This window comes from Kitasatospora sp. NPDC127060 (assembly GCF_042724935.1).
In the GTDB taxonomy this organism is placed as follows: Bacteria; Actinomycetota; Actinomycetes; order Streptomycetales; family Streptomycetaceae; genus Kitasatospora.
In genome coordinates, this window is record NZ_JBHXEG010000006.1 from 20,465 (window position 1) to 34,106 (window position 13,642).

The window sequence follows — 13,642 nt, forward strand, 5'->3', positions numbered from 1 at the left end:
CGTTCCCGACGCCCGACCGGAAGAAAGAGAACCTCGTGAAGAAGAGTGCACGCGCGCTCGCGGCCCTGCTGGTGGCCGGCCTGTCCCTGACCGCCTGCACCTCCAGCGGCTCCGGCTCCGGATCCGGTGGCTCCGCCGACGCCGGCGCGCCCGGTGCCCAGGCGCTCGACCAGGCCTCCGGCGTCACCACCGTCGAGTTCTGGCACTCGATGACCGGCAAGAACGCCGATGTGCTGAACGGGCTGGTCAAGGACTTCAACGCGGCCCACCAGGGCAAGATCGAGGTCAAGGCGCAGTTCCAGGGCAAGTACGACGAGCTGGTCACCAAGTACAAGGCCGCGGTGCAGCAGAAGGGCACGCCCGCCCTGGTGCAGGTCTACGACATCGGCACCCGCTTCATGATCGACTCCAAGCAGACCGTCCCCGCCCAGGCCTTCGTCGACAAGGACGGCTACTCGCTGGCCGACCTCGACCCCAACATCCGCAACTACTACTCGGCCAAGGGCAAGCTCGTCTCGATGCCGTTCAACTCCTCGATGCCGCTGCTCTACCTGAACACCGACGCCTTCAAGGAGGCCGGCCTCGACCCGGCGCAGCCGCCCAAGGACCTCAACGAGCTGGCCGACCTGGCGAAGAAGCTGACCAAGAAGGACGCCGACGGCAAGACCGTCCGCTACGGCTTCGGCGCCGCCATCTACGGCTGGTTCGTCGAGGAGCTGCTCGCCGAGTCCGGCACCATGTACTGCGACGGCGACAACGGCCGCAGCGACAAGGCGTCCAAGGTCGTGTTCGACTCCGCCCAGGGCGCGCAGATCGTGCAGTGGTGGGCCGACCTGGTCAAGGGCGGCTACGCGGCCAACACCGGCCGGGTCACCGATGACGCCCAGGCCGCCTTCAAGGCCGGCACGGTCGCGATGCACCTGGAGTCCACCGGCGTCCTGCGCGGCTACACCGAGGCCGCCAAGTTCGGCGTCGGCACCGCGGCCTTCCCGAAGGTCAGCGCCGCCGACCAGGGCGGCCCGGTCATCGGCGGCGCCTCGCTGTGGATCAGCGGCCCCGGCCACTCGGACGCCGAGAAGCGCGCCGCCTGGGAGTTCGAGAAGTTCCTCACCGGCCCCGAGCAGCAGGCCGTCTGGCACACCGGGACGGGCTACTTCCCGGTCAACACGAAGTCGCTGGACGACCCCAAGGACAAGGAGTGGGTGGGCAAGTACCCGCAGTTCCAGACGGCCATCGACCAGCTGAAGGCCACCAAGCCCACCCCGGCCACCGCCGGCTGCCTGCTCGGTGTGATGCCGCAGGCCCGCAAGGGCGTGGAGACCGCCATCGAGCAGACCATCGCCGGCAGCAAGACCGCCCAGCAGGCCCTGGCCGACGCGGCCAAGGAACTCCAGCCCGCGATCGAGAGCTACAACAGCTCGGTCGGCTGACCGGACCACCCCTCGACGGACGACGGCCCGCCCGGCGCAGCACGCGCCGGGCGGGCCGTCGCCGTCACGCCGAGAGCGCCGCGCCGTCCTCCGGCAGCGCACACGCGGCGGCCAGCTCGTCGAGGGAGAGGTCGAGCGCGAACGCCAGCGCCGCGATGGTGAAGAACGACGGGGTCGGCGCCCGCCCCGTCTCGATCTTCCGCAGCGTCTCCGCCGAGACACCGGCCACCGCCGCCACCTCGACCATGCTGCGCCCACCACGCGCCTCACGCAGCAGCACCCCGAAGCGCTCCCCGCGCTCGCGCTCCCACGGGGTCAGCGGAGTCCTCACCATGCCGTCGAGTCTAGGGCCTGTCCGGCGCGCCCGGGCGCGCCTACGGCACCCCGTACTCGTCGGGCCAGTTGGGGAGCGGGACCGGTCCACCCGGCCGGTCGGCGTTGAGGGCCAGGCAGAGCACGACGACGCTGGTCGACCGCTTCTGGGTGTAGGAGCCGAAGACCTCTGGCCCCTCCGCTTCGCACGAGCCGTCCCGGCTGGTGTCCCGGATGACCTTGGTGACCTTGTACTGGGCTTCGTGCCTGGTGCAGCCGACGATCTGCAGGTACGGCCTGGACGCGATGCCGCGGTCATGCAGGCAGTCGCCGACCCGGGCGACATCGGCCTCGGTCCGGCTCAGCCAGCCGGCGACCAGCACTCCGACAGTGGCCAGGGCGATCAGGGCGAGTGGTGCCCGTACGGCCTTGCCGAGCCGGCGGAGCCGCGAGGGAGTGGGCGCGTCGGAGGCCGTCAGGTGCGGGTGTGCGGCGCGGAGCAGCGGGGACGTCACGTCGGTCCTTGCGATCGGTTCATCGGAGTGCGGCGCCGAACAGTAGCGGATCTTGGTCCGGGTGGGCGTGGCAGTTTCCGCGGGCGGGAGTCACGCGCTCTCCGGGGGTGCCATCGACCACTCTCGACCGTGATACAAATACCGGTATAAGAATTGGATCCAGGGGAGTGGTTCACCATGGTCGAACTCAAGTCGGACGCTGGCCTCGCCGCGATGCGCGAGGCCGGGCGGGTGGTCGCCAACGCGCTGGCCGCGGTGCAGCGGGAGGCGGCGGCGGGCGTCAGCCTGCTGGAGCTGGACGAGGTGGCGCGGGGCGTGCTCGCGGCGGCCGGGGCGACCTCGCCGTTCCTCGGGTACCGCCCGTCCTTCGCGCCGGTGCCGTTCCCCGCCGTGATCTGCGCGTCCGTCAACGACGCGGTGGTGCACGGCATCCCGAACGGCTACCGGCTGCGCGACGGCGACCTGGTGAGCATCGACTGCGGCGCCGTACTGGACGGCTGGTGCGGCGACTCCGCGGTCAGCTTCACCGTCGGCACCGCCCGCCCGGAGGACACCGCACTGATCGCCGCCACCCGGCGGGCCCTGGAGGCCGGGATCGCCGCCGCCGTGGTCGGCAACCGGATCGGCGACATCGCCCACGCCGTCGGCACGGCCGCCCGGGCCGGACGCTACGGGCTGCTCGACGGCTACGGCGGGCACGGCATCGGCCGCCGGATGCACGAGGACCCGCACGTTCCCAACGAGGGCCGCCCGGGCCGGGGTTACCCGCTGCGCCCGGGCCTGGTGCTGGCCATCGAGCCGATGCTGACGGCCGGCGGCCGCGACGACTACGCCACCGACCCGGACGGCTGGACGCTGCGCACCACCGACGGCAGCCGCGCGGCCCACATCGAGCACACCGTCGCCGTCACCGAGGACGGGCCGAGGATCCTCACCCTGCCGTGACGGACGTTACGCGGTGCCCGTCGCCCGGCCGGAGTAGCGTGCGGGGCATGACCGATCAGGACTTCAGCACGCGGGTCACCGTACGCGGCTACGAGACCGACACCCAGGGGCACCTGAACCAGGCCGTCTACCTGCAGTACGCCGAGCACGCCCGCTGGGAGTACCTCCAGGCGGCCGGGATCCGCCAGTCCGAGCTGCTCGCCAAGGGCGTGGGTCCGGTGGTGCTGGAGACCACGGTGAAGTACCTCCGGGAGCTGCGCGCCGGGGACACGGTGGAGATCAGCTGCGCGTTCAGCTGGCGGGAGGGCAAGACCTTCCGGGTGGTGCAGCGGTTGACCCGCGAGGACGGTGTGCCGGCCGCGGAGATCACCGGGGTGGGCGGCATCCTCGACCTGGCGGCCCGCCGGCTGGTCGACGACCCGCGCGAGCCGCTCCGCGCCCTCGCCTCTGACCCGGGGCTGCTCGGTCTCTGACCCGGCGCCCCGCGCAGACCCTAGACGCGCTGATACTGCCCGTGCTGCCCGTGCGACCCGGCGGGCGCGGGAGCCGGGCGGCGGGGGAGGTCGGCGGCCGCGATCAGGGCGGCCAGGCCGGTGGTGACGGGCACGGCGGCGACCAGGCCGATGCTGCCGACCAGGGTGCGGGCGATCTCCTCGGCCACCAGCTCGCTGGTGGCCACCGAGACGACCGTCCGGTGCGCGACGGAGAACAGCAGCAGCAGCGGCAGCGCGGCGCCCGCGTACGCGAGCACCAGGGTGTTGACGGTCGAGGCGATGTGGTCGCGGCCGATCCGCATGCCCGTCCGGTAGAGCCGGCCGGCGCCCATCGTCGGGTCGGCCTCGTGCAGTTCCCAGATCGCCGAGGTCTGGGTGACCGTCACGTCGAAGAGCACGCCGAGCGAGCCGATCACGAACCCGGCCAGCAGCAGACCGCGGATCTCGATGCCGGGGTAGAGGTCGTGCACCAACCCGGTCTCCTCGGAGGTGTCGCCGGTCAGGTGCGCCCAGGCGGCGAAGACCAGGCTGAGCACCCCGATCAGCACCAGGGACGCCAGCGTTCCCAGCACCGCCACCGACGTCCGGGCGGACAGCCCGTGGCACAGGTAGAGGGCGATCAGCATGATCGCGCTGGCGCCGACGATCGCCACCAGCAGGGGGTCCGAACCGCGCAGGATGGCGGGCAGGATGAACAGCGACAGCACGGCGAAGCTGATCGCCAGTGCGAACAGCGCGGCCACCCCCCGCCAGCGCCCGATCACCACCACGACCACGGCGAACAGCCCGGCCAGCACGCCCATCGGCAGGTTCCGGTCCACGTCCGCCACGCTGTACCGGAGGTCCGCCGGGGCGTTCGGGGCGTACGTCAGGACGACCTGCTGGCCGACCTCGTACTGCCGGGGTTCGGCCGGGTGGACGACCACGGTGAAGGTGCGACCCCGGTCCGGGCCGTCGGTGACCTCCACGGTGTCCTGCCGGCAGGTGCCCCGGTCGGCGGGATCGGGGTCGCCGCAGGGCAGTTCCCGGACGGCGGTGACCCGGCCGTGCCGGATCTGCTGGTCGAAGCCGACCCCGGTGTGCTGGTGCCGCGGGACGCCACCCGGCCAGAGCACCACCAGACCGACGGCGACGGCCACCGCGAACGGGATCAGCACGGCCGCGATCACCTTCCGCAGGTGTGCGGAGACCGGCGCGGCCGGCCCGTGGGCGTGGGCGTGCGAGTGCGGGTGCGGGTGCGGGTGCGAGGGCCCCGCGGACCCGCCCGCGCCGCCGTGATCGTGTCCGTCATCCGGTGTCCCGGCTTCCACCCTGACGCCTCCTCGCTTCTCCTGCACAGCATCCGAAATCATCGGCGCCCGACCGGCCGCCACCCCGCAGGGCACGAACCGTGGGCGCGCCGCACCCGGCCACCGGGGGATTGCCCCACCCCCGGCCGACCGGCTGCCCGCATGGGCCCAAGTCCACTGCCGCAGCAGACTCTTGGGCATGCCGAACACCATGCGCCGCACCGCCGCCGCCACCGTGGCCGCCGCTCTCGCCGTCACCGCGTTCACCGCCCTGCCCGCCGCGGCGGACCAGGGGCACCCCCGCCGCGACCACCTCGACTGGTCCGCCTGCCAGGGGCAGGTCGACCCCCGCCAGGAGTGCGCCACCGTCACCGTCCCGCTCGACTACAACGACCCGGACGGCCAAGGGATCACGGTCGCCGTCTCCCGGATCGCCACCGCCAAGCCGGGCCAGCGCCGGGGCGTGCTGCTGATCATCCCCGGCGGCCCCGGCGACAACGGTCTGGACCGGCCGAGCGGCGCCGTCGGCCGACTGCCGCAGCAGGTGCTGGACGAGTTCGACCTGGTCGGCTTCGACCCGCGCGGCGTCGGCCGCTCCACGCCGGTCAGTTGCGGCCTGGACCACGCCGACCTGGCCATGGTCAGGCTGCGCCCGTGGCCCGCCGCCGACGGCTCGATCGACGGGAACACCGCCACCGGCCACCGTTTCGCCGACGCCTGCGCCCGCAACGGCGGCCCGGTGCTGCGCAGCCTGTCCACCGCCAACGAGGCCCGCGACATCGACAGCATCCGCCGCGCCCTCGGGGAGCGCCGGCTGTCCGCTTGGGGCACCTCGTACGGCACCTACGCGGGCGCCGTCTACGCCACGATGTTCGCCGGGCACACCGACCGGATCGTGCTGGACAGCAACGACGACCCGGACCCGACCCGGGTCGGCCGCGGCTGGCTGGCCGCCTTCGGCCAGGGCGCGGAGGACCGCTTCCCGGACTTCGCCAAGTGGGCCTCGGCGCCGGGCAATCCGGACCGCGTCGCGGACACTCCCGAGCAGGTGCGCCCGCTGTTCCTGCAGCTCGCCGCCCGCCTGGACGCCGCACCGCTGCCCTGGCCCGGCGCCAACCCGGCCGAGCTGGACGGCAACGGGCTGCGCGAGTCCATGCTGACCAGCCTGTACGCGGACGCCCAGTTCCCCGGGCTGGCCCGGCTGATGCTGGCCGCCCAGGGGCTGCGCCCGCTGCCGGCGCCGCAGGCGGCCCCGGACGAGGTGCTGCAGAACCACATCGCGGCCTCGGCCGGAACCCTCTGCAACGACGTCAGCTGGCCCTCCGACCCGGCGGGCTACGCCAAGGACGTCGCCGCCGACCGGGCCGCCCATCCGCTCACCGCGGGCATGCCGGTGAACGTGATGCCCTGCGCCTTCTGGCCGTTCGCGCCCGCCGAGCCGCCGGTGCGGGTGACCGGCCGCGGCCCGGCGAACGTCCTGCTGGCGCAGAACCTGCGGGACCCGGCCACCCCGTACGGGGGCGCGCTCAAGCTCCGAGCGGCCTTCGGGGACCGCGCCCGGATGGTCACCGTGGACTCCGGCGGCCATGACGTCTACCGAGCCAACGGGAACGCCTGTGGGGACGCGGCGGTGACGGACTTCCTGGTGACGGGCCGTCGCCCGGCCGAGGACGTGTTCTGTCCGGCGAGTCCGGCGAGCCCGACGGCCCCGGTGGCCCCGGCAGGACCAGTGGCGGGCTGAGTAGGACGGGCACGGAGAGGACGGGGCACCCGTAGGCAGCCGGCACCCGGAGGCAACCGGCCGTGGACGAACGGCCGTTGCTTCCGCGTGCACCTCCATTCGACCCTCGCACATGAGTCGAACCTGTCGCGATTTTGTGACAATAGTTCGCCAACAGGCCCTCCACGGTGGGGATTCACGGCCGTAGTGTTCGATCTATGTCACCGAAGAGCCGCATACCTGCCCGGGACCCGGGCGACACCTGGGTGCCACGCCCGAGGCGCCGTGAGACCCCGCTCGGAATCCTGCGCCATGCGGCCACCTTCCTCGGCTCCAGCGTGCTGGGCGGCGTCCTGCTGGCGGGCCTGATCCTGCCGGCGGCGGGCGCGGTCGGACTGGGCGCGAAGAGCGGTGCCGAGAGCTTCGAGAGCATCCCCGACGACTTCAAGACCCCGCCGCTCACCCAGGCCACCCAGATCTACGACGCCAAGGGCGGCCTGATCGCCAAGGTCTACGAGCGCGACCGCACCGTCATCACGGCGGACCAGATGTCGCCGCTGATCCGCCGGGCCCAGGTCGACATCGAGGACGCCCGGTTCTACGAGCACGGCGCCGTCGACCTCAAGGGCGTGCTGCGGGCGATCACCAAGAACGCCGAGAGCGGCGCCGCCGTGCAGGGCGCCTCCACCCTGACCCAGCAGTACGTGAAGAACGTCAACGTCGAACTGGCCGGGGACGATCCGGTGGCGGTCCGCGAGGCCCAGCGCAAGACCCTCGGCCGCAAGATCCAGGAACTGCGCTACGCCATCAAGCTGGAGGAGGACCTCCCGAAGGAGCAGATCCTCACCAACTACCTGAACATCACCTTCTACGGTCACCAGGCGTACGGCATCCAGGCCGCCTCCCAGCGCTACTTCGGCAAGGACGCCAAGGACCTCACCCTCCCCGAGGCGGCGACGCTCGCCGGGCTGGTGCAGAACCCGTCCCAGTACGACCCCAAGCTGCACCCGGTGGCCGCCCAGAAGCGCCGGGACACCGTCATCGACAAGATGCTGGAGAACAAGCACATCACCGCCGAGCAGGCCAAGGAGGCCAAGGCCGCCCCGCTCGGCCTCGACTACCGGGACCCGCAGAACGGCTGCATCACCGCCCAGGCCGGCATGGGCTTCTTCTGCGACTACGTGCGGCACGTGGTCAAGCAGGACCCGGCCTTCGGCAAGAGCGCCGCCGAGCGCAAGAAGCTGTGGGACACCGGCGGGTTGAACATCTACACCACCCTCGACCCGGACAAGCAGGCCGCCGCCCAGAACGCCGTCTCCACCAAGGTGTACGTCACCGACCCGGTCTCGGCGGCGATGACGATGGTCGAGCCCGGCAGCGGCAAGATCCTGGCGATGGCCCAGACCCGCCCGTACGGCCTGGCCAAGGAGAAGAACCAGACCGTCGTCAACCTCAACGTGGACGCGGCGATGGGCGGCGGCATCGGCTTCCAGCCCGGCTCCAACTTCAAGCCGATCGTGGCCGCCGCCGCCCTGGAGGCCGGGCTGCCACCCACCCAGCAGTACGACTCGCCGAACCGGATGGACTGGCCGACGATGACGACCTGCGGCGGCACCTGGAAGAACCTCAGCAAGGGCAAGAAGGACGGGGTCATTCCCAACGAGAGCCCGAGCGAGAAGGGCCCGTACGCGCTCAAGCAGGCGATGGCGCTCTCCGTGAACACCTACTTCGTGCAGATGGAGCAGGAGATCGGGCTCTGCGCCGTCAAGCAGATGGCCGACAAGCTGGGCGTGACCGGCAAGGCGAGCGGCGACCCGCTGCAGGAGGTGCCGGCCCTCGGCCTCGGCACCCAGGAGGTCAGCCCGCTGACCATGGCCAACGTCTACGCGACCTTCGCCGCCCGGGGCAGCTACTGCGCGCCGCTGGCGATCAACCGGATCACCACCGTGGACGGCAAGGACGTCCCGGTGCCGCCGGCCCGCTGCAACCAGGTGATGTCCACCGACACCGCGGACGTGATCAACAGCGTGCTGCTCGGGGTGACCGAGAAGGGCGGCACCGCCCGGGACCTCCGGCTGGACGACGACCGCCAGATCGCGGGCAAGACCGGCACCACGGACGAGAAGAAGTCCGCCTGGTTCACCGGCTACACCGGCAACCTGGCCGGCTCGGTCTGGCTCGGCAGTCCGGGCACCAAGGTGCCGATGCGCAACATCCGGATCGGCGGCCAGTACCAGGCCGAGGTGTTCGGGGCGACCGGCCCGGGGCCGATCTGGCAGCAGGCGATGAGCGCCGCCGTCCGGACCATGCCGGAGAAGGACTTCACCACCGTCTACATCCCGGACCCGGTCAAGCGCGATCCGGGCTGCGGCACCGCCACCGGCTCGCCGGGATCGGCCACCTGCGCCGGGTCGCCCACCGAGGGGAACACCGGCCGGCCGCGCGGCACCAACCCGCCGACCGGCGGTGTGATCGGCGGCGGGTACGGAGCCCCGGGCGGCGGTCCGACCAGCGGTCAGACCTGGGGCCGGACCGGTGGCGCGATCGGCGGGCTGATCGGCCGCTCGGCCCCGTCCACCACCCCGCCGGGCGACGCCGGGGACCAGTGACGGGCCAGTGACCGAGCCCCGCCCGCGGCCCCGCCCGAGTACCCGTGCTCAGGCGGGGCCGCGGCCCGTCGGCGGACGATGGGCGCCATGCCGCACAGCTTCCCCGGGCTGTCGCAGCCCCGCGCGAGCCACCGCCGCCCCGCCCTCGGGCTACCGCGCCTCGACCGGCTCGCCGCTGTCCTGGTCGAGGTTGAACACCCGACGGTAGGAGTCGGTGACCACGGTGATCTGGGTCCGCCCGGTCCAACTCGCCTCCAGCAGCCGGGCGTCGTCCGGAGTGCCGCCGACGTCCACCAGCAGCCAGCGCCGGGCCGACCAGCCCTGGCCGCTCTCCAGCAGCACCTGCCAGTGCTCACCGGCCTGCGGCCCGGAGGCGTACGAGCGGTGCACCACCACCAGGGAGCGCTCCGCGCCGGCCGGGGCCTCCTCCCGGCTGCGGGTCTCGGCCGCCGACACCTTGTGGGCGGCCAGCACGCCGAGCAGGAACACCACCCCGGCGGTCACCGTGACGGCCCGGGTGGCGGCCCGTACGGCGGTGCGGCGGTCGCTCAGCCAGGCGGCCGCGATCAGCGCGGCCAGCGCGCCGCCGAGCAGCAGCTCCGGCCTGTTCAGCAGGTCGGCGACCAGCATCAGACCGCCCGAGCGGCTCTCCCACTGGCCCTCGGTGTACAGCAGGACGGCCGCCGCCCCGGTGGCCAGCAGCACCCGGATCAGGGTGCGCCGGGCCCGCCGCGGCCGGTTGTGCGCTCGCTCGTTCATCGTCCCCCCGGTCATCCGGTCACAGCTCTGCAAGGAGCTTCCTGCCCTCCGGCCAGTCGCCCAGTCCGGAGTCCGAGTTGAGGTGTCCGTACGCGCCCGGCTCGACGTGGCGGGCGCCCCAGGCCCGGGCGAACTCCCGGGCCCGCTCGGGGCTCACCCACGGGTCGTCGGTGGAGGAGACCACCACGGTGGGGAACGGGAAGCGCTCCAGCGCCACCGGCCGGAAGCCCAGCAGCTCCGGCACCTCGGCGGTGTCGACGTCGGCCGGGGCGACCAGCAGCGCGCCCCGCACGGCCGCCGTCCGCCCGGCCGGGGCCCCGGCCACCCAGCGGGCCGCCGTGACGCAGCCCAGGCTGTGCGCGACCAGCACCACCGGCCCCGCGGCGGCGGCCGCGGCCACCGCCGCGTCCACCCGGGCCACCCAGTCCCGCTGCTCGGGGTGGTCCCAGTCGGCCTGTTCGACCCGTCGGAAGGCCTCCGGCTCGGCGGCCTCCCAGCGGGTCTGCCAGTGCGCGGGGCCCGAGTTCTGGTAGCCGGGGAGGACGAGGTAGGTGGTGCGGGCGGGCATGGGCTCCTCCGGAAGCGGGTCGGACCGGCCGGTGCCGAGGCAGCGGCAGGGCAGCGGTGGGGCAGTGGCGCGGCGGTTCGGCCGCTTCGGTGGACGGCCGGTGGACGGGTCGTGGACGGTCGGTGGGCAGCACGAGAGTCTAGGCCTCGGGCACGAGGGCCTCGCAGCCGGGCGCCGCACCCCGCCCCGGGCCCAGCGCGCACGGATCCCGACCGGCGCGCGATCTGGATCGCGCGCTGCCGTACGCCCGGTGCGCCCTGTTGCCAACGGTGCGGCCGGTACGGGAGGTTGGACCGGGCCCGGGGCTCGGCCGCCACCGCCCCGGGCCCGCTGCCAGGACCGCCCATCGATCACGTGGAGGGATGTCGGGGATGACATCGAAGATCCTGCTCGTCACCGGGGACGCCGCCGAATCGCTGGAGGTGTTCTACCCGTACCAGCGGTTGCGCGAGGAGGGCTACCAGGTCGACATCGCCGCCCCGACCAAGAAGCGCCTGCAGTTCGTGGTGCACGACTTCGTGGACGGATACGACACGTACACGGAGAAGCCCGGCTACACCTGGCCCGCCGACATCGCCCTGGCCGACGTCGACCCGGCCGACTACGTGGCCCTGGTCATCCCCGGCGGCCGCGCCCCCGAGTACCTGCGCAACGACCCGGACGTCCAGCGGATCGCCCGGCACTTCTTCGCCGGGGACAAGCCGGTCGCGCAGATCTGCCACGGCCCGCTGATCACCGCCGCCGCCGGAGTCCTCGACGGCCGCCGCACCTCCGCCTACCCCGCGCTCGCCCCTGACATCAAGGCGGCCGGCGCCGAGTTCGTGGACGGCGAGGCGGTGGTGGACGGCGTGGTGGTCTCGGCCCGCGCCTGGCCCGACCACCCGGCGTGGCTGCGGGCGTTCATCGAGGTGCTGCGCAGCAAGGCCCCGCTGGCCTGACGTAAGCCTGCCTGCCCGGCCTGCCTACCCGGCCCGGCGGTGACCCCGAGGCTTCTCGGGGGCACCGCCCTCCCTGAGGGTGACGCCGGCCGCCGGCCGTGCTGCCAAGGTGGCAACAGCCGCGCACAGAGCGGACGTTGATCACCTTGCGAGGCCAGGGAGGACGGCATGACCGCCACCGACCGCACCGCCCGGAGCCGCAGGCCCGCCCGGCGTGCCGCCGTCGTCACCGCCGCCGGCGCGGGCCTGCTGGCCATGCTCGCCACACTCGCCCCGGCCGCCCTCGCCGCGCCCGCCGACCGCTCCTCGTCGGCCGGCTGCCACGGCTCCGTCCACCGCACCGCCGCCGACGGCGCCGGCCGGACGAGCAGCGCCGAGGGCCAGGACGAGTGGTCGGCCGCCGACGCCGCCCTGGGCGGCCTGACCGGCCCCGGCTACGCCACCTCCGCCCTCGGCGCCGTCCGGGAGGACGGCCGGCTGGTCTGGCGCAACGCCACCGGCGTCGCCGCCCTCGGCGGCCTGCCCGCCGACCCCGAGGGCCGTTTCCGGATCGGCAGCGCCACCAAGACCTTCGTCGCCACCACCCTGCTCCAACTGGTCGGCGAGCGGCGGCTGGGCCTCGACGACCGGCTGGAGTGCCTGCTGCCCGGCATCGTCCCGAACAGCACCGCGATCACCGTCCGTCAGCTGCTGAACCACACCAGCGGCGTCGCCAACTACACCCAGGACCCGGCCTTCGATTCCACCGCCCCGGACTGGCAGGCCGCCGGCCGCTTCCGGCCGTACTCCCTCCAGGAGCTGGTGGACATCGCCGACACGTACCCGCCGGCCTTCCCGCCGGGCCAGGGCTGGGGGTACTCCAACACCAACTACGTCCTGATCGGGATGGTCATCGAGAGGCTCACCGGCAGCAGCTGGCAGGAGGAGGTCACCCGCCGGATCATCCGCCCGCTGCACCTCACCGGCACCTCGATGCCCGGCAACTCGCCCTTCGTTCCGGGCTCGCACGCCCACGGCTACCTCAGGACGGCCGACGGCCCGGTGGACGTCACCCTGCTCGACCCCTCGATGGCGGGTTCCGCCGGCGCGGGCATCTCCACCACCGCCGACCTCACCGCGTTCCTGGCCGCCCTGCTCGGCGGCCGGCTGCTACCCCCGGCCGAACTCGCCGAGATGCAGCGGACCGGCCCCTCCGGTGGCGGGCAGTCCTACGGCCTCGGCCTCCAGCGCGTGGACACCCCGTGCGGCACCTACTGGGGCCACTCCGGCGGCATCCCCGGCTACACCACCCTGATGCTCGGATCGGCGGACGGAAAGCGCCAGTTCGCCTCGGACGTCACGGTCTACGACGTCCGGAACTCGGGCGCCGCCCGCGCCGCCTTCAACCGGCTGACCGTCACCGCCCTGTGCGGCCCGCAGGCCGCGACCACCGCAACCGCCCTGCCCGACCTCGCCCACCTCGCGCCCTGACCGGCCGCCTACGCTGACCGGCGGCAGTGCAGCCGATCACCAACAGGAGGACGAGCCATGGCAGAACCGCTGATCGCCACCGTCGGGGGCAAGGCGCCGGACGTCGACCCGGGTGCCTTCCTCGCCCCGAACGCCGTCGTGGTGGGGGACGTCACCGTCGCCGCCGGCGCGAGCGTCTGGTACGGGGCGGTGCTGCGCGGCGACGCCGAGTCGATCGCCGTCGGCGCGGGCAGCAACATCCAGGACAACTGCACCCTGCACGCCGACCCCGGCTTCCCGCTGGTGGTCGGCGAGCGGGTCTCGGTCGGCCACAACGCGGTGCTGCACGGCTGCACCGTCGAGGACGACGCCCTGGTCGGGATGAATGCCACCGTCCTCAACGGCGCCCGGATCGGGGCCGGCTCGCTGGTCGCGGCGGGCGCGGTGGTCACCCAGGGCACGGACGTGCCGCCCGGTTCGCTGGTCGCGGGCGTCCCGGCGAAGGTCCGCCGGGAGCTGACCGAGGAGGAGCGGGCCGGCATCAAGGTCAACGGCGAGGGCTACCTGCTGCTCGCCGAGGCGCACCGCCGGATCTGACCCGCCGGACCTGACCC

At 73.3% G+C, this 13,642-nt stretch carries 13 protein-coding genes; 8 read left to right on the forward strand and 5 right to left on the reverse strand.

What is annotated here, in order from left to right:
- Positions 1-35 precede the first annotated feature (35 nt).
- A complete protein-coding gene (locus ACFWIS_RS05565) occupies positions 36-1,430 on the forward strand; it encodes an ABC transporter substrate-binding protein (protein ID WP_380463750.1) in 1,395 nt (464 codons plus the stop codon).
- A 64-nt stretch (positions 1,431-1,494) separates the two neighbouring features.
- On the opposite strand, the gene ACFWIS_RS05570 is transcribed toward ACFWIS_RS05565, so the two are convergent.
- Together ACFWIS_RS05570 and ACFWIS_RS05575 are read right to left on the reverse strand one after the other, a co-directional pair.
- Positions 1,495-1,764, reverse strand: coding sequence for a helix-turn-helix domain-containing protein (locus ACFWIS_RS05570; RefSeq protein WP_380458807.1), 270 nt, complete (start codon positions 1,762-1,764; stop codon positions 1,495-1,497).
- A gap of 40 nt (positions 1,765-1,804) precedes the next feature.
- A complete protein-coding gene (locus ACFWIS_RS05575) occupies positions 1,805-2,257 on the reverse strand; it encodes a hypothetical protein (RefSeq protein WP_380458805.1) in 453 nt (150 codons plus the stop codon).
- Between the two features lie 177 nt (positions 2,258-2,434).
- On the opposite strand from ACFWIS_RS05575, the gene map reads away from it, so the two are divergent.
- Together map and ACFWIS_RS05585 are read left to right on the forward strand one after the other, a co-directional pair.
- On the forward strand, positions 2,435-3,202 hold the full coding sequence (map, locus tag ACFWIS_RS05580; RefSeq protein WP_380458803.1) for a type I methionyl aminopeptidase: 768 nt from the start codon (positions 2,435-2,437) through the stop codon (positions 3,200-3,202).
- Between the two features lie 47 nt (positions 3,203-3,249).
- Positions 3,250-3,675: an acyl-CoA thioesterase gene (locus ACFWIS_RS05585; protein WP_380458801.1), complete on the forward strand. Its 426-nt coding sequence runs from the start codon at positions 3,250-3,252 to the stop codon at positions 3,673-3,675.
- Positions 3,676-3,695: 20 nt separating this feature from the next.
- On the opposite strand, the gene ACFWIS_RS05590 is transcribed toward ACFWIS_RS05585, so the two are convergent.
- Positions 3,696-5,048, reverse strand: coding sequence for a YibE/F family protein (locus ACFWIS_RS05590; protein WP_380458799.1), 1,353 nt, complete (start codon positions 5,046-5,048; stop codon positions 3,696-3,698).
- A 136-nt stretch (positions 5,049-5,184) separates the two neighbouring features.
- Here ACFWIS_RS05590 and ACFWIS_RS05595 point away from each other — a divergent pair, with 136 nt between their 5' ends.
- Both ACFWIS_RS05595 and ACFWIS_RS05600 read left to right on the forward strand, forming a co-directional pair.
- Complete coding sequence (locus ACFWIS_RS05595; protein WP_380458797.1) at positions 5,185-6,726, forward strand: alpha/beta hydrolase; 1,542 nt, start codon at positions 5,185-5,187, stop codon at positions 6,724-6,726.
- 197 nt (positions 6,727-6,923) lie between these two features.
- Complete coding sequence (locus ACFWIS_RS05600) at positions 6,924-9,314, forward strand: transglycosylase domain-containing protein (RefSeq protein ID WP_380458795.1); 2,391 nt, start codon at positions 6,924-6,926, stop codon at positions 9,312-9,314.
- A 150-nt stretch (positions 9,315-9,464) separates the two neighbouring features.
- On the opposite strand, the gene ACFWIS_RS05605 is transcribed toward ACFWIS_RS05600, so the two are convergent.
- Together ACFWIS_RS05605 and ACFWIS_RS05610 are read right to left on the reverse strand one after the other, a co-directional pair.
- A complete protein-coding gene (locus tag ACFWIS_RS05605) occupies positions 9,465-10,073 on the reverse strand; it encodes a hypothetical protein (RefSeq protein ID WP_380458793.1) in 609 nt (202 codons plus the stop codon).
- Positions 10,074-10,092: 19 nt separating this feature from the next.
- Positions 10,093-10,641 (reverse strand): RBBP9/YdeN family alpha/beta hydrolase, encoded by a 549-nt coding sequence (locus ACFWIS_RS05610; RefSeq protein ID WP_380458791.1) that lies wholly within the window; start codon positions 10,639-10,641, stop codon positions 10,093-10,095.
- Between the two features lie 371 nt (positions 10,642-11,012).
- Between ACFWIS_RS05610 and ACFWIS_RS05615 the strand changes: the two genes are divergently transcribed.
- From ACFWIS_RS05615 to ACFWIS_RS05625, 3 genes are all read left to right on the forward strand, one after another.
- A complete protein-coding gene (locus ACFWIS_RS05615) occupies positions 11,013-11,579 on the forward strand; it encodes a DJ-1/PfpI family protein (RefSeq protein WP_380458789.1) in 567 nt (188 codons plus the stop codon).
- A 168-nt stretch (positions 11,580-11,747) separates the two neighbouring features.
- Entirely contained in the window at positions 11,748-13,049 is a 1,302-nt protein-coding gene (locus tag ACFWIS_RS05620) for a serine hydrolase domain-containing protein (protein WP_380458787.1), read from the forward strand.
- A 57-nt stretch (positions 13,050-13,106) separates the two neighbouring features.
- Complete coding sequence (locus ACFWIS_RS05625) at positions 13,107-13,625, forward strand: gamma carbonic anhydrase family protein (RefSeq protein WP_380458785.1); 519 nt, start codon at positions 13,107-13,109, stop codon at positions 13,623-13,625.
- The last annotated feature ends 17 nt before the right edge of the window (positions 13,626-13,642 follow it).

Bases quoted from the DNA above. Each gene is read 5' to 3' on its own strand.
- ACFWIS_RS05570 (WP_380458807.1), bottom strand. From the start codon at position 1,764: ATGGTGAGGACTCCGCTGACCCCGTGGGAGCGCGAGCGCGGGGAGCGC.
- map (WP_380458803.1), top strand. From the start codon at position 2,435: ATGGTCGAACTCAAGTCGGACGCTGGCCTCGCCGCGATGCGCGAGGCC.
- ACFWIS_RS05585 (WP_380458801.1), top strand. From the start codon at position 3,250: ATGACCGATCAGGACTTCAGCACGCGGGTCACCGTACGCGGCTACGAG.
- ACFWIS_RS05590 (WP_380458799.1), bottom strand. From the start codon at position 5,048: ATGATTTCGGATGCTGTGCAGGAGAAGCGAGGAGGCGTCAGGGTGGAA.
- ACFWIS_RS05595 (WP_380458797.1), top strand. From the start codon at position 5,185: ATGCCGAACACCATGCGCCGCACCGCCGCCGCCACCGTGGCCGCCGCT.
- ACFWIS_RS05600 (WP_380458795.1), top strand. From the start codon at position 6,924: ATGTCACCGAAGAGCCGCATACCTGCCCGGGACCCGGGCGACACCTGG.
- ACFWIS_RS05605 (WP_380458793.1), bottom strand. From the start codon at position 10,073: ATGAACGAGCGAGCGCACAACCGGCCGCGGCGGGCCCGGCGCACCCTG.
- ACFWIS_RS05610 (WP_380458791.1), bottom strand. From the start codon at position 10,641: ATGCCCGCCCGCACCACCTACCTCGTCCTCCCCGGCTACCAGAACTCG.
- ACFWIS_RS05615 (WP_380458789.1), top strand. From the start codon at position 11,013: ATGACATCGAAGATCCTGCTCGTCACCGGGGACGCCGCCGAATCGCTG.
- ACFWIS_RS05620 (WP_380458787.1), top strand. From the start codon at position 11,748: ATGACCGCCACCGACCGCACCGCCCGGAGCCGCAGGCCCGCCCGGCGT.
- ACFWIS_RS05625 (WP_380458785.1), top strand. From the start codon at position 13,107: ATGGCAGAACCGCTGATCGCCACCGTCGGGGGCAAGGCGCCGGACGTC.